The 20,665-nt window shown below is 58.0% G+C and carries 20 protein-coding genes, 1 tRNA gene and 1 pseudogene; 11 read left to right on the forward strand and 11 right to left on the reverse strand.

Annotation, left to right across the window (positions count from 1 at the left end; translation table 11 throughout):
- Nucleotides 1–12 precede the first annotated feature (12 nt).
- From AAC632_RS01305 to AAC632_RS01325, 5 genes and pseudogenes are all read right to left on the reverse strand, one after another.
- Nucleotides 13–89: transfer RNA gene (locus AAC632_RS01305), tRNA-Met, on the reverse strand.
- A gap of 70 nt (nucleotides 90–159) precedes the next feature.
- Nucleotides 160–564, reverse strand: coding sequence for a Cu(I)-responsive transcriptional regulator (gene cueR, locus AAC632_RS01310; RefSeq protein ID WP_340298494.1), 405 nt, complete (start codon nucleotides 562–564; stop codon nucleotides 160–162).
- Nucleotides 564–3,002 carry a heavy metal translocating P-type ATPase gene (locus AAC632_RS01315; RefSeq protein ID WP_340299850.1) on the reverse strand — a complete coding sequence of 813 codons (2,439 nt, stop codon included), beginning with the start codon at nucleotides 3,000–3,002 and terminating at the stop codon, nucleotides 564–566. Before AAC632_RS01315 ends, cueR begins: the two co-directional genes overlap by 1 nt.
- A gap of 69 nt (nucleotides 3,003–3,071) precedes the next feature.
- Nucleotides 3,072–3,947: pseudogene (gene rfbA / locus AAC632_RS01320) on the reverse strand (glucose-1-phosphate thymidylyltransferase RfbA).
- Between the two features lie 113 nt (nucleotides 3,948–4,060).
- Nucleotides 4,061–5,266: an aminopeptidase P family protein gene (locus AAC632_RS01325; RefSeq protein WP_340298492.1), complete on the reverse strand. Its 1,206-nt coding sequence runs from the start codon at nucleotides 5,264–5,266 to the stop codon at nucleotides 4,061–4,063.
- 163 nt (nucleotides 5,267–5,429) lie between these two features.
- On the opposite strand from AAC632_RS01325, the gene AAC632_RS01330 reads away from it, so the two are divergent.
- From AAC632_RS01330 to AAC632_RS01350, 5 genes are read left to right on the forward strand one after another with little or no spacing between them, the layout of a single operon-like run.
- On the forward strand, nucleotides 5,430–6,368 hold the full coding sequence (locus AAC632_RS01330; protein WP_340298491.1) for an ABC transporter permease: 939 nt from the start codon (nucleotides 5,430–5,432) through the stop codon (nucleotides 6,366–6,368).
- A gap of 2 nt (nucleotides 6,369–6,370) precedes the next feature.
- On the forward strand, nucleotides 6,371–7,186 hold the full coding sequence (locus AAC632_RS01335; protein WP_340298789.1) for an ABC transporter permease: 816 nt from the start codon (nucleotides 6,371–6,373) through the stop codon (nucleotides 7,184–7,186).
- Nucleotides 7,183–8,781 (forward strand): ABC transporter ATP-binding protein, encoded by a 1,599-nt coding sequence (locus tag AAC632_RS01340; RefSeq protein ID WP_340298490.1) that lies wholly within the window; start codon nucleotides 7,183–7,185, stop codon nucleotides 8,779–8,781. Before AAC632_RS01335 ends, AAC632_RS01340 begins: the two co-directional genes overlap by 4 nt.
- The gene (locus AAC632_RS01345; protein ID WP_340298489.1) at nucleotides 8,778–9,518 is read left to right on the forward strand and encodes an SDR family oxidoreductase; all 741 of its coding nucleotides are present in this window, start codon (nucleotides 8,778–8,780) and stop codon (nucleotides 9,516–9,518) included. The genes AAC632_RS01340 and AAC632_RS01345 overlap by 4 nt, the downstream gene beginning before the upstream one ends.
- A gap of 10 nt (nucleotides 9,519–9,528) precedes the next feature.
- Entirely contained in the window at nucleotides 9,529–10,515 is a 987-nt protein-coding gene (locus AAC632_RS01350) for a P1 family peptidase (RefSeq protein WP_340298488.1), read from the forward strand.
- Here AAC632_RS01350 and ruvB read toward each other — a convergent pair whose 3' ends face one another.
- The 6 genes from ruvB to AAC632_RS01380 all read right to left on the reverse strand — a co-directional run bounded on the left by ruvB (nucleotide 10,516) and on the right by AAC632_RS01380 (nucleotide 15,160).
- The gene (gene ruvB / locus AAC632_RS01355) at nucleotides 10,516–11,550 is read right to left on the reverse strand and encodes a Holliday junction branch migration DNA helicase RuvB (protein ID WP_340298487.1); all 1,035 of its coding nucleotides are present in this window, start codon (nucleotides 11,548–11,550) and stop codon (nucleotides 10,516–10,518) included.
- 1 nt (nucleotide 11,551) lies between these two features.
- A complete protein-coding gene (gene ruvA / locus AAC632_RS01360) occupies nucleotides 11,552–12,235 on the reverse strand; it encodes a Holliday junction branch migration protein RuvA (protein ID WP_340298485.1) in 684 nt (227 codons plus the stop codon).
- A complete protein-coding gene (gene ruvC / locus AAC632_RS01365) occupies nucleotides 12,232–12,735 on the reverse strand; it encodes a crossover junction endodeoxyribonuclease RuvC (protein ID WP_340298788.1) in 504 nt (167 codons plus the stop codon). The genes ruvA and ruvC overlap by 4 nt, the downstream gene beginning before the upstream one ends.
- Nucleotides 12,736–12,821: 86 nt before the next feature.
- Nucleotides 12,822–13,694, reverse strand: a complete 873-nt coding sequence (locus AAC632_RS01370) for a 50S ribosomal protein L11 methyltransferase (RefSeq protein ID WP_340298483.1) — start codon at nucleotides 13,692–13,694, stop codon at nucleotides 12,822–12,824.
- Nucleotides 13,695–13,701: 7 nt separating this feature from the next.
- Entirely contained in the window at nucleotides 13,702–14,952 is a 1,251-nt protein-coding gene (locus tag AAC632_RS01375; protein ID WP_340254357.1) for an MFS transporter, read from the reverse strand.
- A 46-nt stretch (nucleotides 14,953–14,998) separates the two neighbouring features.
- Entirely contained in the window at nucleotides 14,999–15,160 is a 162-nt protein-coding gene (locus tag AAC632_RS01380) for a hypothetical protein (RefSeq protein ID WP_340298481.1), read from the reverse strand.
- A gap of 110 nt (nucleotides 15,161–15,270) precedes the next feature.
- Here AAC632_RS01380 and truA point away from each other — a divergent pair, with 110 nt between their 5' ends.
- The 6 genes from truA (at nucleotide 15,271) to tolR (ending at nucleotide 20,663) form a co-directional block, all read left to right on the forward strand.
- A complete protein-coding gene (gene truA / locus AAC632_RS01385) occupies nucleotides 15,271–16,050 on the forward strand; it encodes a tRNA pseudouridine(38-40) synthase TruA (RefSeq protein ID WP_340298787.1) in 780 nt (259 codons plus the stop codon).
- Entirely contained in the window at nucleotides 16,047–18,236 is a 2,190-nt protein-coding gene (gene selD / locus AAC632_RS01390) for a selenide, water dikinase SelD (protein WP_340298479.1), read from the forward strand. Before truA ends, selD begins: the two co-directional genes overlap by 4 nt.
- Before the next feature lie 33 nt (nucleotides 18,237–18,269).
- Entirely contained in the window at nucleotides 18,270–18,905 is a 636-nt protein-coding gene (locus tag AAC632_RS01395; RefSeq protein WP_340298477.1) for a hypothetical protein, read from the forward strand.
- Between the two features lie 2 nt (nucleotides 18,906–18,907).
- The gene (gene ybgC / locus AAC632_RS01400; RefSeq protein ID WP_340298475.1) at nucleotides 18,908–19,297 is read left to right on the forward strand and encodes a tol-pal system-associated acyl-CoA thioesterase; all 390 of its coding nucleotides are present in this window, start codon (nucleotides 18,908–18,910) and stop codon (nucleotides 19,295–19,297) included.
- Between the two features lie 182 nt (nucleotides 19,298–19,479).
- The gene (tolQ, locus tag AAC632_RS01405) at nucleotides 19,480–20,172 is read left to right on the forward strand and encodes a protein TolQ (protein WP_317655619.1); all 693 of its coding nucleotides are present in this window, start codon (nucleotides 19,480–19,482) and stop codon (nucleotides 20,170–20,172) included.
- Nucleotides 20,172–20,663 carry a protein TolR gene (tolR, locus tag AAC632_RS01410; protein ID WP_340298474.1) on the forward strand — a complete coding sequence of 164 codons (492 nt, stop codon included), beginning with the start codon at nucleotides 20,172–20,174 and terminating at the stop codon, nucleotides 20,661–20,663. Before tolQ ends, tolR begins: the two co-directional genes overlap by 1 nt.
- Nucleotides 20,664–20,665 lie beyond the last annotated feature (2 nt).

Below are 20,665 nucleotides of genomic sequence, written 5' to 3' on the forward strand. Positions count from 1 at the left end.
CAAGGAAAGGATTGGTAGCGGAGGAGGGACTTGAACCCCCGACACGCGGATTATGATTCCGCTGCTCTAACCAACTGAGCTACTCCGCCAGAAGCATCGCGGAAGTAGGACAAGCGGGAGCAAGCGTCAACCTCAAAATCGAAGCGCCCGCGCAGTTTTTCAATCCACCCGCCCGCTTGGCTCAATCGCAAGATCCTCCAAGATTGGACAATCGGGGCGGTGATCCCCCGAACAGCGCGACACAAGATCGGCCAAGGTCGCCCGCATCGCGGCCAATTTGGCCATTTTCGTATCAATATCCTGCAAATGTTGTTGCGCGATCTCTTTCACATCGGCGCTTGCGCGCCCGCGATCCTCGTAAAGGGCCAAAAGCGCGCGGCACTCCTCGATGGAAAACCCCAATTCGCGAGCGCGCCCAAGAAAGCCCAACTTATGCACATCTTGTTGCGAAAAACTGCGGTATCCGTTTTCACCGCGCGCAGGCGCAATCAAACCAATTTCCTCGTAATAGCGGATGGTTTTGGCGGGCAGGCCCGTGGCCATGGCCGTTTGCGATATATTCATCAATGCCCCCCCACATGACGCAGGCGTAGCGCGTTCATCACCACAAAGACCGAGCTTGCCGCCATCGCGCCCGCCGCCAACATCGGGTTCAAAAGCGGCCCTCCGATCAGGGCCAATGCCCCTGCTGCGACAGGGATCAACGCCACATTATAGCCAAAAGCCCAAAATAGATTCTGCCAAATATTACGCAAAGTGGCCCGCGACAGGGTCATGGCATCCACAACACCCGATGGCGCGCCAGACACCAGAACCACATCTGCCGCCTGCATCGCGATATCGGTGCCACTGCCAAGCGCGATGCCCACATCTGCCTGCGCCAAAACAGGGGCGTCATTGATCCCATCACCGACAAAAACAACGCGCTGCCCCGCCTTTTGCCACGCCGCCACAAGTGCCAATTTATCTTCGGGCTTGAGGCGAGCATGGGCTTCTGTGATGTCCAATTCTGCGGCAAGCGCATCAACCGCAGGCGCAGCATCACCTGAAAGAAGCGCGATCTTCAGACCCATGTTTTTCAACGCGTCAATCGTGTCGCGGGCATCTTTCTTAGCAGGGTCACGAAAGGCCAGACTGCCGGAATAGGCACCATCCTGTGCAAAGTGGATCAGGCTTGCGCCCTGAGGGGGAATGTCTGGGACACTGACACCCAACTCTGCCAAATAGGCCTCTGTGCCTAGGGCGATCTCTGCGCCCCCGACAGTCGCGCGGACGCCACCACCGATGCTGTTCTGGAACCCTTGCATCGCCGCGATGGTCAGCCCACGCGCCTCGGCCTCGGCCACAATTGCTTGGGCGAAGGGATGTTCTGATCCGCGCTCAACACTTGCAGCCAAGGCAATCAGGCGATCTTCGTTCTGCGCGTTGTAACACGCCACAAGCGCAGGCGCGCCCGTGCTGAGGGTGCCTGTTTTGTCAAAGGCCACAATGTCGGCCTGCCGCAAATCTTGCAGTGCGCGTCCCTCACGGAAATGCACCCCCAATTCCGCAGCGCGCCCCGTTCCTGCCATAACAGAAACAGGTGTCGCCAGACCCATGGCGCAGGGGCAGGCAATAATGAGAACAGACACGCCAATCACCATAGCCTGCACGGGGGATGGGCCAAAATTCCACCAAAGCGCCGTGGTTACAAACGCCACAGCGATCACGACAGGCACAAAAACCGCCGCAACGCGATTTATCAAAGATTGGATGGGCAGGCGCGTCATCTGCGCCTTTGTGACCATATCCACGATCTGCGCGAGAACCGTTTTCCCACCTGTTGCAGTCACGCGGTAAATAGCGCTGCCCGCGCGGTTCATCGTGCCGCCCACAACACTATCACCCACAGATTTCGTCACTGGAACAGGCTCGCCTGTGATCATGCTTTCTTCAACCAAGGCCTCGCCCTCGGTCACGATGCCATCGGTGGCAATTTTCTCACCTGGTTTGACGCGGATCAGATCCCCGATCCGCAGTTCAGACGCTGCCACCTGCCGCTCGGCCCCATCTTGCAAGAGGGTGGCGGTGTCAGGGCGCAGTTCCATGAGGCTGCGAATAGCTGCGCCCGCCTGACCGCGCGCGCGAAATTCCAAAAAACGTCCCAAGAGGATCAAGGTGACGATGACCGCAGCGGCCTCGAAATAAATGAAACGGCTGGCTTCTGGGATTAAGTCTGGTGCGAATGTGACCACAGTGGAAAAGGCCCACGCCGCCGTGGCCCCCAACGCAACCAAGGAATTCATCTCTGGCGCGCCGCGCAGCAATGAAGGCAACCCTAGGCGGAAAAACACAGCACCTGGGCCAAATAAGACCAAGGCGGTCAGGGCAAATTGCACAAGACGGACTGCAAATTCCCCAAAGGTCGCGACCTGCCAGTGATGAAACGCGGGAATAAGATGCCCGCCCATCTCCATAATAAAAACAGGCAGGGTCAGGAGCGCCGCTAAGATCAACTGTCGCTTCAGCAGGTGCCATTCATTCTCTGCGCCGCTCTCGGACTGCGCCTCTGCCGCCTGTGTCTCAGGCAGGATTGGATAACCTGCTTGACGCATCATATCGGTCAAATCGGAAAGGTCCAAATCGGGGGCCGCGGTGACATAGGCCTCTTTCATGGCCAGATTGACTTCGGCTTTGATCACGGCGGGATAGGCATTCAAGGCTTTTTCAGCGCGGGAGGCACAGCCTCCGCAACTGAGATTTTCCACGGCAAAACGCCAGTGAGTGGTCTGCGCAGGGTCAAGCGCAACGGGATACCCCGCCTTGCGCATCGCTGCATCCATCGCCGACAGATCAAACTCTGGCGTGGCTGCCACTTGGGCGGTTTTGGTGGTCAAATTGACCTGAGCAGAACGAACATGCGGCAAGGCTGCAAGCGCCTTTTCCGCCCGTGCAGCACAGCCCCCACAAGAAAGGTTCTCAACAGTCAAAGGGATCACGCGCTGCGCTTGATGGTCTAGCATTCTAAAGGGTCACTTATCATTCAGTTGGGGCATTTCCCCATTCAGATAAAGGTTCCAGTTACTGTAAGGTCAACCCCCTTTGATGATCGCCCGCAAATATTGCCCATATTCATTCTTGCCGAACAACTGGGCGCGCGCGGCAAGATCTGCCGCCGAAATCCAGCCTTTGTGATAGGCGATCTCATCGGGGCTGCCCGTCTGCAAACCTTGGCGTTTTTGCAATGTATAGACGAATTCCGAAGCCTCGAGCAGACTGGCATGAGTGCCTGTGTCAAGCCACGCATACCCACAACCCATTTGGCAAACATCCAATTGCCCATCGTCAAGATAACTTTGCAAAAGCGAGGTGATTTCCAACTCACCCCGCGCCGATGGGGTCACCGATTTGGCGCGGGCGAGTGCCGTGCCATCCAGAAAATAGAGGCCTGTCACCGCATAATTTGAAGGCGGCACTTATGGCTTTTCGATGATTTCGCGCACACGGCCCTCAGCATCAAACCCGACCACGCCATATCGCTGCGGGTCTGACACATGATAGCCAAAGACAGTGCCACCTGCTTTGTCATGATCGGCCTCTTTCATCAATTCAGGCAATCCGTGACCAAAGAACAGGTTATCACCCAAAATCATCGCCGAAGGTGCCCCTGCCAAGAAATCCTCCGCCAAAAGATAGGCTTGGGCCAGACCATCGGGCGAGGGTTGTTCAATCCAGTCCAATCGAATGCCCCATTGGCTGCCATCGCCAAGGGCGCTTTTGAACTGGGCTTGATCCTGCGGGGTGGTGATGATCGCAATCTCGCGGATATCGGCCAACATCAGCACCGAAAGCGGATAATAGATCATAGGCTTATCATAAATCGGCAAAAGCTATTTCGAGAGGGCCATGGTAATCGGATAAAGCCGCGTTCCCGTGCCACCCGCCAAAATGATGCCTTTGCGTGCCATAGATCCCCAGTGCGTTCCGCAAGCCTGATGTAAGCTTATGCTATGCAGGGGGCAAGGTTGAAGCAGAAACTTCAACGGGACGGGGCGGTCACTTGACCGCCCCTTCCGATAGGTTACCCCACCACGTTTTCGGCAGGGCCGTATGGATAACCCGTGATATCCTCGGCCCCATCCTTGGTGATGATCAAAATATCATGTTCGCGGTAGCCGCCCGCGCCTGCCATTCCCTCGGGGATTGTCAGCATCGGCTCCATGGAAATCACCATGCCTTCTTCGAGAACAGTGTCGATATCCTCACGAAGCTCAAGACCTGCTTCGCGGCCGTAATAATGGCTTAACACCCCAAAGGAATGGCCATAGCCAAAACTACGATATTGCAGCAAATCGCGTTCCGCGAAGAAATCATTGATCGCATGGGTGATCTCAGCACAGCTGACACCAGGCTTCATCAGGCTCATACCCAATTCATGCGCCTCGATATTCGCCTGCCAATATTCAAGGCTCGCCGCATCCACTTCGCCCACAAACATTGTGCGCTCAAGCGCGGTGTAATAGCCCGAGATCATTGGGAAGGTATTGAGGCTCACGATATCACCGCGCTGCAAAACCCGCCCCGTGACAGAGTTATGCGCGCCATCGGTGTTAAGCCCCGATTGGAACCATACCCAAGTGTCCCGATATTCGGCATCGGGAAAGCGTTTGGCGATTTCCAGCTCCATCGCATCGCGCCCTGCCATGGCGACATCAATCTCACGCACCCCCGCCTTCACGGCGTCCCGAATGGCATAACCGCCCACATCGGCAACTTGCGCGCCTGCGCGGATCAACTCGCGCTCAGCGACAGATTTCACCATGCGCTGGAGCATCGTAGCAGGCGCGACATCGGCGGTGGATTTTGGCGTCAAGAACTCAGTGAGAAGCGCAAATTGGCTCAAGACCAGATGATCGGCTTCGTAACCAACCGCCTTGCCCTGCCCCGCTACATGGGCCACGGCGCGCCAGTAATTGTTGCGCTGCCAATCGGTATAGGTGATCCCATCACAGGCACAGCGCCGCCATGGCTGCCCCGCATCAATACCCGCAGAGATCATGACCGCCTCAGATACGGTCACAACCAACGCATAGGGGCGGCCAAAGGCACAGTAGAGAAAACCCGAGTAATAGGCGATATTGTGCATCGAACTCAGCACAACCGCATCTAGGCCTTGCGCATCCATAATTGCGCGCAGCCCCATCAGGCGGGCATCATACTCAGCTTGAGAAAACGGAAGAATGGCTTTTTCGCCATTGTGGAAACGGAAGAATTCAGGTCGCTGCATCGCCGACCCTCCTTTGACAGAAGACCCCGGCGTTCAGGGCGGTGAAGGTCTGCCATAGGACGACGCCATCGTCCCCAACCTCGCGGCACTATCTGCCGCGAAAGCCTTGAGTCGCGCAAGTCCCCTCTAGCGGCCTAGCACGCCTTCGGGCTAAGGTTTTGCCATGTTGAGCTATTTTCTCAATCGGGCGCTTGCGATGATCCTTAGCCTTGCCGTGGCAAGCGTGGTTATCTTTTGCCTCATTGAGGTTATCCCCGGTGATCCTGCCAGTTTCATGCTTGGCCTAAATGCCACAGACGAGGCGGTTGCAAACCTTCGGGCGGAACTGGGCCTCGATGGGGGGCTTCTGCCCCGATATCTGGCATGGGTCGGGAGCATGGTGCAGGGAGATTTTGGCCTATCCTACACCTATCGCGTGCCCGTGGCCGATTTGATCCAAGATAGGCTTGCCGTTTCACTGCCCTTGGCCATTTACGCGCTGATCCTGTCGACTGCACTCGCAATCCCTGTGGGGGTGCTGGCCGCGGCCAAGCGCGGCGCATGGCCCGATCTTGGGGTGATGGCGGCTGCGCAAATCGGCATTGCGATCCCCAATTTTTGGTTTGCAATGCTGTTGGTGCTGCTGTTCGCGATACAATTACAATGGGTGTCGGCGGGTGGATTTGCGGGATGGGACAGCTTTAGGGCGGGGCTCGCCTCGCTCACGCTGCCCGCTTTCGCCTTGGCCCTGCCGCAGGCGGCCATTTTGGCGCGGGTTTTGCGTTCGGCCCTCTTAGAAACATTAGAGCAAGACTATATCCGCACCGCCCGCGCCAAGGGCCTACGCCGCAGGCAAACCCTATGGCGTCATGCCTTGCGCAATGCAGGCATTCCCGTGATGACGATCTTGGGCCTTCAATTCTCGTTTCTTCTTGCGGGTGCCATTATCATCGAAAATGTTTTCTTTCTTCCTGGGCTTGGTCGCCTGATCTTTCAGGGCATCACCCAACGCGATTTGATCGTGGTCGAGTCGGTCACCATGCTGCTTGTGTTCGCCGTGATCCTTGTAACCTTTTTGGTTGATCTGGCCTACGCCGCCCTTGATCCTAGGCTGCGCAGATGAAGGTGCAGCGATCCTTGATCATTGGCGGTGCGATTAGCCTGTTTTTCCTTGCCCTCGCCTCCCTTAGCCTCCTCTGGGTGCCCCATGAGGTCACAAGCCTTGCGATTGCCAATCGTCTGCAAGGGTCAAGCGCCACCTATCTGCTTGGCACGGATCAATTCGGGCGCGATGTCCTATCTTTGCTGATGGTGGGCGCGCAAACCTCTATTGCGGTGGCGGTGGCGGCCATTGGCATTGGGGCAGGCATTGGCGTGCCTTTGGGTCTGCTGGCAGCCGCACAGCATGGGCGCTTTGGCGATGAACTGATTATGCGGGGCAATGATCTGATCTTTGCCTTTCCCGCGCTGGTGATCGCCATTCTGATCACTGCAACCTACGGCCCCTCGGCGTTTAACGCGATCCTTGCAATTGGCATTTTCAATATCCCCGTCTTTGCCCGCGTGACCCGTGCAGGGGTGCTGCCACTTTGGACATTGGATTACATCCTTGCCGCGCGTGTGGCGGGAAAATCCAAGTTTAGGATCAGCCTTGAACATATCTTGCCCAATATTCTGAACCTGATCATCGTGCAGGCCACAATCCAATTCAGCCTTGGGATTCTGGCTGAGGCCGCGCTCTCCTATGTCGGGCTTGGGGCACAACCGCCAACCCCCAGTTGGGGCCGTATGTTGGCCGAGGCGCAAACCATGATCTACACCCATCCGATGCTGGCCATTCTTCCCGGGGCCTGCATCATGGCCTTGGTTTTTGGCTTGAACTTAGCGGGGGATGGGCTGCGCGATCACCTTGACCCAAGACTGGAGCGCGCCCTGAAATGACCGCTTCGCCCCGCCTTGAACTGAAGAACCTGACAATCACCCATGACGGGGGTGCATTGGTTTCTGATCTTTCCCTGACGCTCGCCGCGCATCGGATCACGGCCTTGGTTGGGGAATCTGGATCAGGTAAATCGATGACGGCGCTGGCGATTATGGGCCTATTGCCCCGAGGATGCAGCGCGCAGGGTTCGGTTCTGCTCAATGGCACTGACAGTCTCTTGGGCCTGTCAGATCGAAAAATGTGCCAGTTGCGCGGTCGAAGGATTGGGATGATTTTCCAAGAACCTATGACCGCGCTGAACCCCGTTATGCAAATCGGCGCACAGGTCGCCGAAACCCTTATGGTGCATCGCATCACTCCCAATCGGCGGGCCGCAATGGCGCAGGCGCGCACCGTTTTGGATCGGGTTGGCTTGGCGCAGATCGCGCTTGATCGTTATCCACATGAGCTGTCTGGCGGACAAAGGCAGCGCGTGGCCATTGCCGCTGCGATCGCGGCAGCGCCCGATGTTTTAATCGCGGACGAGGCGACAACCGCGCTCGATGTCGCCACCCAACAGGGGATTTTAGCGCTTTTGAAAACCCTCGTTGCCGAGGATGGCATGGCGCTATTGCTGATCACGCATGATCTGGCCGTTGTGGCCTCGATGGCTGATGAGGTGGCGGTGATGAACCAAGGCCGCATCATTGAAAAAGGCGAGACAAAGCGGCTTTTGTCCCGCTCGCGCGACCCTTACACCAAGGCGCTCTTATCCGCCGCCCGCCCCGCCCCAAAAGAGACCGAACCCGTGGCAGGCGAGACACTCTTATACGTGGAAGGCGTCAGTCGCATCTATCCGCCCAAACGCCTAGGCTTGCGCAAATCTGAACCCTTCGTTGCCGTGCGTGATGCAAATCTTACCCTTAGGCGAGGGGAATGTTTGGGGATCGTAGGGGGCTCTGGATGCGGAAAATCCACGCTCGCCCGTGCCATTTTGGGGCTAGAGGCCGCGCAATCAGGGAAGATTGTCTTAGACGGCACAGAGGTGCATCCGAACATGCCGCTTGAAAATCGGCGGCGTTTGTCGATTGTGTTTCAAGACCCCTATGGCAGCTTTGACCCCCGTTGGCGGGTGGGGCGCGTGATCGCAGAACCGCTTGATCTGCAAAATGTCCCATCTGATGAGGTCACATCTCGCGTTGCGACTGCACTTGAGCAGGTCGGGCTTTCGCCTCAGCATGCGCAAAAATACCCGCATCAATTCTCAGGCGGGCAAAGACAGCGCATTGCCATTGCCCGCGCGCTGATCACGCGACCCGATATCGTGGTGCTTGATGAGGCTGTTTCTGCCCTTGATGTCTCCGTGCGCGCACGGGTTTTGGATTTGCTAAAATCACTGCAACAGGAATTGCAGCTTTCGTATATTTTCATCACCCACGATCTCACGGTTGTGGCCCATATGGCCGACACTATTGCGGTAATGGAAAATGGGGTGATTGTCGAACAGGGGCCAGCGCCCCAAATTCTATCTGGCCCCAGACATCCTTATACACAAAACTTACTCAACACCGCGCCCCGCTTGGACGCGGCCCCAAAGAAAGGGACAGTTTCATGAGGCTTGCAGGAAAAACCGCAATTGTAACAGGCGGCGCATCGGGATTTGGCGCAGGGATCGTGCGCAAATTCCGCGCCGAAGGGGCCGAGGTGATGATTGCCGATCTCAATGGCGCGGCAGCTCATGACATGGCACAGGCCACGGGCAGCCTTGCCCATGAAACCGATGTCGCCAAGGGCGAGAGCGTGGCCGCCCTCGCCCAATCTGCGCTCTCCGCATGGGGGCGTATTGATATTGTTGTGAACAATGCGGGCATCACCCATCTGCCTCAGATGATGGAAGATGTTACCGAGGAGGTGTTCGACCGCGTCCTCGCGGTGAATGCGAAATCTGTTTATCTAATGGCCCGCGAAATCGTTCCGCATATGAAAACTGCAAAAGCGGGCGCCATCCTCAATATCGCTTCAACAGCCGGTCTCAGCCCACGCCCCAAGCTGAATTGGTATAATGCTTCAAAAGGTTGGATGATCACCGCAACCAAGGCGATGGCGGTGGAACTCGCCCCGCAAGGTATCCGCGTCAACGCACTATGCCCTGTGGCGGGGGAAACCCCGCTGTTGTCCAGTTTTATGGGCGAGGACACGCCCGAAATGCGGGCAAAATTTCTATCAACCATCCCTTTGGGCCGGTTTTCCACGCCCGAGGATATGGGCAATGCTGCCTGCTTCCTGTGCTCGGATGAGGCCTCAATGATCACAGGTGCCGCCTTGGAGGTTGATGGCGGGCGCTGCATCTAGGGGGATGGCGATGTTTGAGAAAGGCGCGAAAAACTTAATCACCGATGTCGCGGGCCTATATGTCGGCCACGCTCAGGATGACGTGATCAAAACAGGGGTCACTGTTCTGACAGCCGAGCGCCCCTTTGTGGCAGGGGTGCATATCATGGGCGGTGCGCCTGGCACGCGAGAAACGGCACTCTTATCGCCTGAGCGATTGGTGCAGGAGGTGGATGCACTGGTTCTCGCGGGCGGGTCTGCCTTTGGCCTTGATGCCGCCTCCGGTGTGATGCATGGCTTGCGGGCCGCGGGGCGAGGCTTCGCCGTTGGTGATAAGCTTGTGCCAATCGTGCCCGCCGCAATTCTCTTTGATCTGATCAATGGCGGTGACAAAGCATGGGGTCAGAACCCCTATGCCGCCTTGGGACGTGCGGCGTTTGAGGCGGCATCCCCTGATTTTGTCCTTGGGACAGTAGGCGCAGGAACAGGGGCGCTGACCGCTGACCTCAAGGGTGGGCTTGGCTCAGCCTCGGTCACCTTTGACGGGATCACGGTGGGCGCTCTGGTCGCTGTCAACGCATTGGGCCGCGTGACTATGGGCGATGGCCCGCAATTCTGGGCAGCCCCATTTGAAATGGGTGCAGAATTTGGCGGGCTTGGGACAGGGGCGTTCGATCCATCCGCACGCCCCTTGGTCAAAGGGCATCGGGACGGGGCAACCACCATCGCGATTGTGGCGACAGATGCCGCATTAACCCAAGCGCAAGCCACCCGCATGGCGACCGCCGCGCATGATGGCATGGCGCGCGCAATTTACCCCGCGCATACACCAATGGATGGGGATTTGGTCTTTGCCGCTGCAACGGGCGCGCGCGCCCTGCGCGATCCGCTCATGGATACGCTGTATTTGGGAAATGCCGCAGCCCTTTGTCTGAGCCGTGCGATTGCCCGCGCGGTCTATGAGGCCACCCCTGCAGCACATGATCCCCTGCCCACATGGGCCGAGAAATTTGGCTGATCACTCAAAAAGCCCTGTCTGCGCAGGCGGGGTGGGAACGGGCAGCCCCAGATGGGCAAAGGCTGATTGCGTCAGCATCCGCCCCCGCGGGCTGCGCGCGATCAGGCCTTGTTGCAAAAGATAGGGTTCAACCACCTCTTCGAGCGCATCGCGGCTTTCGGAAAGAGCGGCTGCAAGCGTTTCAATCCCTACAGGGCCACCGCCATAAGACTCCGCAATTAGGCGCAAATACCGCCGATCTGCCCCGTCAAGCCCAAGCTTATCGACCCCAAGCCGTGTCAGGGCGCGATCTGCAATCGCCACCGTTACGCGGCCATCCCCCTCGACCACGGCGAAATCGACCACGCGGCGCAATAAGCGGCCTGCAATGCGCGGGGTGCCACGGGCGCGCTTGGCGATCTCGCGCGCGCCTTCCTCATCGGCAGGGGCGCCCATCAGGCGCGCGCCACGGGTCACAATCTGCTCCAACTCGGGCGTGTCATAATAAACCAGACGCGTGGGGATGCCGAACCGATCTCGCAAGGGCGTGGTCAACAGCCCCAAGCGCGTGGTGGCCCCGATCAAGGTAAAGGGCTGCAATTCGATGCGCACAGATCGCGCGGCGGGCCCCTCACCTATGACCAGATCCAGTGCAAAATCCTCCATCGCGGGATAGAGCACCTCTTCGACTGCGGGGTTCAGGCGGTGAATTTCGTCAATAAACAAAACATCACGCGGCTCAAGATTGGTGAGGATCGCGGCCAAATCCCCCGCTTTTGCCAAAACGGGGCCAGAGGTCATGCGAAAATTCACCCCCAATTCGCGCGCCATAATTTGCGCCAAGGTGGTCTTGCCCAAGCCCGGGGGGCCATGAAACAGCACATGGTCCATCGCCTCACCGCGCTTGCGGGCACTTTCGATAAACACCCGCAAATTTGCCCGCGCTTCGGCCTGACCAATAAACTCAGTCAGAAGTTCAGGACGCAAAGCGCGATCTTCGCGCAGATCATCCTGCGGGTGCGGATCGGGGCGCAATGTTGGATCAGGCGTGCTCATATCAATCCTTCGGGGCCAAGAGGCGCAGTGCCGCGCGGATCAGCGCAGGGGTCGTGTCGGCCTCGTCTGCCGCGCGCGCAACCGCACTTGCCGCGTCAGAGGGGCCATAGCCCAAATTGGTCAGGGCTGAAATTGCCTCAGCCTGACTTTGCGCATCGGCCTGCGCGGTTGCAGGCGGCGGCGGTGCCGCAGGGTTGGATGCAGGCCCCTGCGGGCCTTCCACCACGGGCGCAGGGGCATTCTGCGTCAAATCGCGGGCCAGACTACCACCCATCGCCATCAAAGCGGGGCCTTTATCCTTTAGTTCATTGACCACGCGCTGCGCCAATTTCGGGCCCACACCTGGGGCCGCTTTGACCGCGCCCCAATCCCCAATCGCAATGGCGCGGGCCAAGGCCTCTGTGCCAAGCGCGCCTGAAATTGCCATCGCGGCTTTGGCCCCCACGCCCTGCACAGATACCAACAAACGATGCCACTCACGATCATAGGGGGTTAAAAACCCAAAAAGCTGCAAAAGGTCTTCGCGCACCAGAAGTTCGGTGTAAAGGCTTGCCACTTGCCCCGCATTCGGCAGGTTCGCAAGAGTGCGTTCTGAGCAATGAACCACATAGCCCACGCCACCGACATCCAAAAGCACATGGTCACTGGCGCGGTAATCCACGCGGCCTGTCAATTTCCCGATCACAGGCTTGCCCCCACTGCATTCATGATCCGCGTTTGCGATTGCGCATGATGGGCATGACATATCGCAATCGCCAAAGCGTCAGCAGCATCAGGGGATTTTGGCGCGCATCCGGGCAATTGCAGGCGCACCATATGTCCAATCTGATCTTTATGCGCGTGCCCCACCCCAACCACAGTTTTCTTTACTGTGTTTGGCGCGTATTCGGCCACAGGCAAGCCTGCCTTGGCAGGGGCCAACATCGCAACACCACGCGCCTGCCCCAATTTCAACGTGGCCGCCCCATCACGATTGACGAAGGTCTGTTCGACCGCCGCGCAATCTGGTGCAAATTCGGCAAGGACGGCGATTAATCCATCATATAGCGCCAAAAGACGCGGGGCGAGATCATCGCCCACCCCTTCGATAACGCCATTTGAAATATGGCGTAGGCGCGGGCCATCCGCCTCGATTACGCCCCACCCAAGATAGCGAAGCCCTGGGTCAATACCGATGATACGCATGGCCTGCTCGCCCTTTGTGGTTCTTTGCATCAGCTTAGCCCATCAATAGCACGAAACAAGAACATTCAACAAGCGGGGCGTGCCAATCACCCCAGATAACGCAGTGTCAGCGCCGCCCATTCCCCATGCTCGGACGCATAAACCCGCTCGAACCCTGCCGCGAGATAGGCGGCAGTGACGTCCTCAGCCTGCTCCAACAAAAGGCCTGACAAGATCAAATAACCGCCCTGCGCGGCATGACGCGCCATATCGGGGGCCAGTTCGATCAGTGGCCCCTTTAGGATATTGGCAAAGATCAAATCAAAGGGCGCACGGGCTGCGAGGGTGGGATGATCAAACCCTGCGGCTTGCACAGCCTCGATCCGATCTGCGAGGTCATTTGCTTGGGCGTTTACACGGGCGACATCAACCGCGATCTCATCAATATCCGAGGCCAGAACAGTCTGCGGAAAGACCCGGGCGGCAGCCAAGGCCAAGACCGCCGTGCCACAGCCAATATCAACCACATTTTTGAAAACATGGCCCTCAGTGAGCAGGCGATCAAACGCAATCAAACATCCAGAGGTGGTGCCGTGATGCCCTGTGCCAAAGGCCATTGCGGCCTCAATCAGCAAGGGCACGGCATCGTTTGGAACTGTATCGGCATCATGGCTGCCGTAAAGATAAAACCGCCCCGCGCGCACAGGGTGCAATTCACGGCGCACCTGCGCGACCCAATCAGTTTCGGGCAATTCTGAAACGACAAATTCCCGCGCGCCATGCGATGCCGCCAAAAGCGCCAATCCGATTTCATCAGGGGCCTCAAGGAAATAGCCGCCCACCTCCCACCGGCCAGAGCCATCTTCGATTTCAAAAACCCCTACGCCATAGGGCGCGGGATCAAGTGCCTCTATGGCCTCACCCAAGGCTTCGGCGGCGGATTTAGCAGGCAATGTGGTAAAGGCGGTAAAGGTCGTCATAAGCACCCTATTTGATCACGGTGGTGATGGGCGCGGCCACGGGTAAACCGCGCCGCGCAAGTAAGGTTTCATTCCCCGCCTCTGGATGACGCGGCACCAAAAGCGATAAGGCGAAAGATGTGGCAGCCATCCCTGATGCAAGCAGGAACACCGCTATCGGCGAGGTCAGCCAGATATACCCCAAGATCGCAGGCAAGAACACCGCTGCGATATGGTTGATGGTAAAGGCCACGGCGGCCGTAGGAGCAATATCAGCGGGATCTGCGATTTTCTGAAAATAGGTTTTGATGGCAAGGGCCAGCGCGAAAAAGATATGGTTGCCGACATAGAGCACCGCCGCCATACCCACGCCCCAATCAAAATGATAGAGGCCCGCATAAAGTAAGAAAATCACGAACAATCCCGCATATTCAAACATTAAGGCCGCACGTTCCCCAAAAAAGGCAACGGCACGACCCAACAGCGGGGCTGCGATCATATTGGCGACCAATGTGACCATGAACAGCGCGGTGATCTCATGCACGGCAAAGCCATAGCGCTCGACCATCATGAAGCCTGCAAAGACCACGAAAATCTGCCGCCGCGCGCCCGACATGAATTGCAGCGCATAATAGAGCCAATAGCGGCGGCGCAGGATCATTTTGCGGTTCTGCGGGGTTGGGCCCTCGAATTGGGGGAAGGCGAAAAATGCAATCACTGCAACCAAGGCGGTAAAGCCACCTGCCACGCCATACACCAAGTCATAACTCAAATCATAAGCACGCCATGTCAGCACGATTAACCCATAGGCCAAAAGCGTGGCCAAAGACCCCATCGACATCAACCAACCAATGGTCTGTGGCGCGCGCTTTTTGTCGATCCATTGCAATTGCAGCGACTGGTTGACTGTCTCGTAATAATGGAACCCGATGGAGGAGATCAGGGTTACAATCAACAATCCCCCCAAGGAGGGGAATTGCGAGGTCAGCGCCGTGGCCAGACCCAACATAACCAAGGACACAAGCGCCAATTTTTGCTCGCGGATCACAAGCAATAAAGCGATCACGCCAATCGCGAGAAACCCAGGAATTTCGCGCACTGAATGCAGCCATCCTATATCGGCCCCGTCAAACCCTGCCGCCTCAATCACAAAATTATTGAGCAATGCAGACCATGTGGCAAAGGCCACAGGCATCGCAAAAGCCATCAGGAACAAAAGAACCTGCGGGCGCTGCCAGCGCGGCAAATGTGAGGTTTCAGAAAGGGGCACGAGCTTCATAGACTTTGCCATAGGCCCGAAGGGTTAGGCTTGGCAATTGAAACTTTCACCCCATACGATCTGCCAAAAGAAATTCCGCCGCCGCATCAAGGCGAATATGCGGGGGGCCAAGCCCCGCGCGCAGGCTTGGGTCTGAAAAGGCGCGCGTCAATGCTTCGCCCGTGCCCTCCACGCTGTCACGCAGCATATCGCCCAAAGATGATATCACGCTTGGCCTGCCCTCATCTGATGCCTTGCGCAAAGATAGGATGCCAAAGCCGCCATGGATAGGGGGTTATGGGCAATTGCATGGCGCGCGCGTTTCCGTTAGCCAAAGCCATGGCCCGTTATGCGCTCAAAGTCGAATATGATGGTCGCCCCTTTGCGGGGTGGCAACGTCAGGCTGATCAACCCTCGGTACAGGGTGCGATTGAGGCTGCGCTTGCACAGCTTGAGGCGGATGTGCCTTCAATCGCTGCGGCAGGGCGCACAGATGCGGGCGTTCATGCCACGGGTCAGGTTGCCCAATGCGACATGGCCCAAGAATGGCAGCCCTTTCGCCTGTCCGAGGCGCTGAATTATCATTTGAAACCTTTGCCCGTGGCGATTGTGGCCTGTGCGCCCGTGTCAGAGGATTGGCACGCTCGGTTTTCCGCAGTTGAACGGCGCTATACCTATCGGCTGATCAACCGCCGCGCGCCCTTGACCCTTGATTTGGGGCAGGCATGGGCCGTCAAGCAGCCCCTTGATCTTGCCGCCATGCAAGAAGCCGCACGCCATTTGATCGGCAAGCATGATTTCACAACCTTCCGTGCCTCTATCTGTCAGGCAAAATCGCCCATCAAAACCCTTGATGAGATACGGATTGAGGCCTTCCCGCGCGGCGATGCGGTCGAGTTTCAATTTCACCTGCGCGCGCGCTCGTTCCTGCATAATCAAGTGCGCTCGATTGTCGGCACGCTTGAGCGGGTTGGCGCGGGATCATGGGCGCCTGACGATGTGCGCATCAGCCTCGAGGCGCGTGATCGGGCCGCCTGCGGCCCTGTCGCGCCGCCAGATGGATTAATCCTGACAGGCGTGGGGTATCCAGATGATCCGTTCAGGGGTCAAGGATCATGACCCCCACCGCTTGGCCCGTGACCCGCGAGATTGTGCTTGTAGGGGGCGGACATAGTCACGCGCTGGTCGCGCGCATGTGGGGGATGCAGCCACTTGCGGGTGCGCGCTTGACCCTTGTCTCGCCAAACCCAACGGCGGCCTATTCAGGGATGCTGCCCGGTGCGATTGCAGGGCATTACCAACAAGACGAAATCGAGATTGATCTGGTTCGCCTTGCCCGTTTCGCCAATGCTCGCCTCATCCTTGCCCCCGCCATTGGGATTGATCGAGCAGAAAAACGCCTGCATCTCGCAGGGGGCAGGTCTATTTCCTATGATATCATGTCGATTGATATTGGCATCACGACTGATATGCCCGCCTTAGCAGGCTTTGCAGATCATGCTTTGCCCGTCAAACCTCTCGAGGGGTTTGCAGCGGCATGGGAGGGCTTTCTAACCCAAGCGCCCAATCCTGCGCGCATCGCCCTTATCGGCGGCGGAATTGCGGGGGTTGAGGTCGCCATGGCCGTGGCGCACCGCCTGCGCACCACAGGGAGCAAGCCCGAGGTAACGATATTTGAGAGCGCAAAAGCGTTGCAAGAATTGCCTTCGCGCGCGGCACGGCTTTTGCGACAAGACTTGCGCACCCAAAACATTACCCTGCACGAGGGCGTTGAGATCACCGAGATCACCGCGCAAATGATCCATCTGCGAGATGAGCCCCCACTGCCCTTTGATTTGATCCTTGGCGCGGCAGGCGCGCGGGCGCATCCGTGGCTGGCTCAGACAGGGCTTGCCCTTAAAGATGGGTTCATCCGCGTGGGCGCCGATCTGCGAAGCGTGACAGACCCCGATATTTTCGCCACAGGGGATTGCGCGCATTTTGATCATGCCCCCCGCAGTAAGGCTGGCATTTATGCGGTGCGCGCGGCAAAGCCCCTTTTTCACAATCTGCGCGCGGCTGCGATAGGGCGCAGTTTGCGCGCCTATCAGCCGCAACGCCATTATCTCAAGCTGATTTCCTTGGGCGATAAGCGGGCCATTGCCACGCGCGGAAGGGTGGCTGCATCCTCTCCATTTCTGTGGACGTGGAAAGACCAAATTGATCGCAAGTTCATGCAACAGCTGACGCAGTTGCCTGAGATGGCGGCACGACCGCAACCGCCGCAAGACCACGCGCTTGGCATAATCGAGGCCATGGGGCCAAAACCGCAATGCGGCGGCTGTGGCGCGAAACTGGGCCAAGCCGCGCTTGAGGCCGCCCTGCCCCCACCCCCAACCCACCGCAAAGACATTGAGATTGGGCGGGGGGATGATGCGGCGGTGCTACATATGGGCGGCGCGCGCCAAGTGATCAGCACAGATCATCTGCGCGCGTTTTGCAATGACCCTGCAGTGATGGCGCGAATCACTGCCATTCACGCACTTGGCGACATTTGGGCCATGGGGGCCGCCCCGCAATCGGCCTTGGCAATGATCACCCTGCCCCCCTTATCAGAAGCGCTGCAAAGTGCTTGGTTAACCGAAATCATGTCAGCCGCCGCCGAGGTGATGTCAGCGGCAGGGGCCGATATTATCGGCGGCCATAGTGCGGCGGGGGCGGAACTGAGCATCGGGTTCACAGTCACAGGTCTTGTTGCAGATCGCGCAATCGGACTTACGGGGGCGCAAGCAGGGGATGCGCTGATCCTGACCAAACCCATTGGCACAGGCGTTCTTCTCGCGGCAGAGATGCAAGGATTGGCAACGGGCCGCGACATTGCGCGGCTTTATCAGGGGCTTACGACACCGCAGGGGACGGTGGCGGATATTCTCGCCCCCCATGCGCGCGCCATGACCGATGTGACGGGGTTCGGCCTTGCAGGCCATATCATGAATATCGCCCGCGCCTCGGGCGTGGGGGCGCAGATTTGGCTTGATCGAATTCCTCTCTATCAAAGCGCGCTTGATTTGGCGGCAGCGGGGGTGCAATCGACCCTCTACCCGCAAACCCGCGCGCATCTTTTGGGGCAACTACGGGGCACAACATCGGGCCCGCGCGCCGATCTGTTATTTGATCCTCAAACCGCAGGCGGGCTTTTGGCAGCCCTGCCCCAAACAGCCCTGCCAGAGGTGCAAGCGGGACTTCAAGCCACAGGTCACAACGGATGGGTTATTGGCGAGATAACGGATCAAACTGGCACGCTAGAGATCAGCTTAGGGGATTGAACCACAGCCCCCAAGCCGCTAATCCCGTGGCCTATGACCCAAGATGCAGTCACACCCTATTTCACCCGCGCTGATGGCAGCTATCTCTTCGCCCGTTGGGGTCGGCCTATCGCCCCTGTGGTGTTTGGGGTTGAGGATGCGACCGTGTCCATCGTCAAGGGCGCGCTTGAGGCGGTTGTCGCACTCGCCGGCCACCAGATGGCCGAGACAGATCCCGAACTGGGCGCGAATTTCATGATGTTTTTCATCCGTGATTGGGACGAAGTTCTTACCACACCCAATATGGATCGCCTGCTGCCTGATCTGGCCGAGATCATTACGCGGCTCAAATCGGTAGACGCCAATCAATATCGCGCATTTCGGTTTGATGCCGATGGTGGCATCAAAGCGGCCTTTGTTTTTGTGCGCATGGATGCGGATTTATCGCGTCTGCCCGCCGATACCATCGCGCTGTCACAAGCGGTGCAGACGATTTTACTTTGGTCGGATCAAGCCTTTCTAGGGCAATCCCCACTGGCCGCAGGGACGGATGGCGCGGCGCGCCTGAAACCTGAAATTGCCGCGATTATTCGTGCAGGCTATGATCCTGTGATGCCCGTCTGCGCTCAAGACAGTACGCATGGCCTACGCATGGTGGCACGGGTGGCTGTCTTGGAGCATAGAAATTGAGCATGACGCATCACTGGCCCATCCGTGTTTATTACGAAGATACCGATCTGGCGGGGATCGTCTATTATGCCAATTACCTAAAATTCATTGAGCGCGCCCGCAGCGAGATGGTGCGCGACCTTGGCATTGATCAAGCGGCGCTAAAGGCCACCCAAGACATCGTATTTGCCGTGCGCCGCGTTGAGGCTGATTACCGCGCGCCCGCAAAATTCGATGATGAATTGGTGGTTGAAACCAAAATTCTGCGCGCAAGCCCTGTGCGCTTGGAATTGAGCCAAGATGTCATGCGCGCAGGCACCGTGATCTTTGCCGCAAAGGTCACCCTCGCCACCATCAATGGTCAAGGCGGCGTGGCGAAACTGCCGCCCGAAATACTGTCGAAATTCTGCTAAGCCCTGAGAGCAAGGATTTGCCAATCATGCGGGCTTGAGCGCGCGCCCATTCCCAAGTGATTTTGAACCTGATATAGGTGAACGCGGCCCCATACTGAGCGCCGCAAAAAGAACGGCGCCGATTTGGGGGTGCTTTGCTCAAAAGGCAAGGTCGGGCATCGAGGCAAATAGAAAGAACGGGCATGGACGCTACAACGCTTAGCATGGCGCAAGAGGCTGATTTCACCCTCATGGCGCTGTTTTTCCGCGCATCCTTTATTGTGCAGGCCGTGATGATCGCACTGATCGTGGCCTCGGTTTGGGTCTGGGCGATCACGATCAACAAATTTCGGATTTATCGCCGCGCAAGGCAAAACACAGCGGATTTTGACGCGGCTTTTTGGTCGGGTCAGCCGCTTGATTTGCTCTATGATCAAATTGCGGAAAGCCCGCAATCGGCCGCGGAACGTGTTTTTGTTGCGGGCATGGCCGAATGGCGCAACTCGCTGCGTGACGATGGCGCGCTCATCCCTGGTGTGCAGCAACGCGTGGATCGCTCGATGGATGTGGCGATTGCCCGCGAAGCAGAGCGCCTAACCGCGGGCTTGACCTTCCTTGCCACAACAGGCGCAACGGCACCATTTGTTGGCCTCTTTGGTACAGTTTGGGGGATCATGCGATCCTTCCAAGAAATCGCGATTTCTGGCAACACATCCCTTGCCGTTGTGGCGCCTGGTATTGCTGAGGCCCTGCTTGCAACGGGTCTTGGCCTGTTGGCCGCGATCCCTGCCGTGATTTTCTACAACAAACTGTCGTCCGACTCAGATCGGATCATTGCAGGCTATGAGAGCTTTGCAGATGAGTTTTCCACCCTCTTGTCACGGCAGCTTGACTGATGGGGGCCTCGGTTGCGCAAAAAACAGGCGGCGGTCGCAGACGCGGCCGCAGACGGGCGGGCAGCAGCCGCGCCATGTCCGAAATCAACGTCACGCCCTTCGTGGACGTGATGTTATGCCTTTTAATCATCTTTATGGTGGCCGCCCCGTTGATGACTGTTGGTGTGCCGATTAACCTGCCAGACACTGCTGCAGAAGCCCTGCCGAGTGAGCAAGAAGAACCGCTTACTGTAACCATCGCGCCCGATGGGCGGGTGATGATCCAAACCACCGAAGTTTCGCGGGATGAACTGGTCACGCGGCTGTTGGCCATTGCAGGCGAGCGCGACAGCACGCGCATTTTCCTGCGCGCGGATGGCGCGATTTCCTATGAGCAAGTGATGCAAATCATGGGCGCGCTGAATGCGGGCGGCTTTCGCGAAATCGGCCTTGTGACCGATGCGGGCGGGCCTGCGCTGGATGGCGCGGCGGGCAGCGGGCCTGAGGGGTAAGT

This window comes from Roseobacter sp. HKCC-CH-9351, from assembly GCF_037830295.1.
Lineage (GTDB): Bacteria > Pseudomonadota > Alphaproteobacteria > Rhodobacterales > Rhodobacteraceae > M30B80.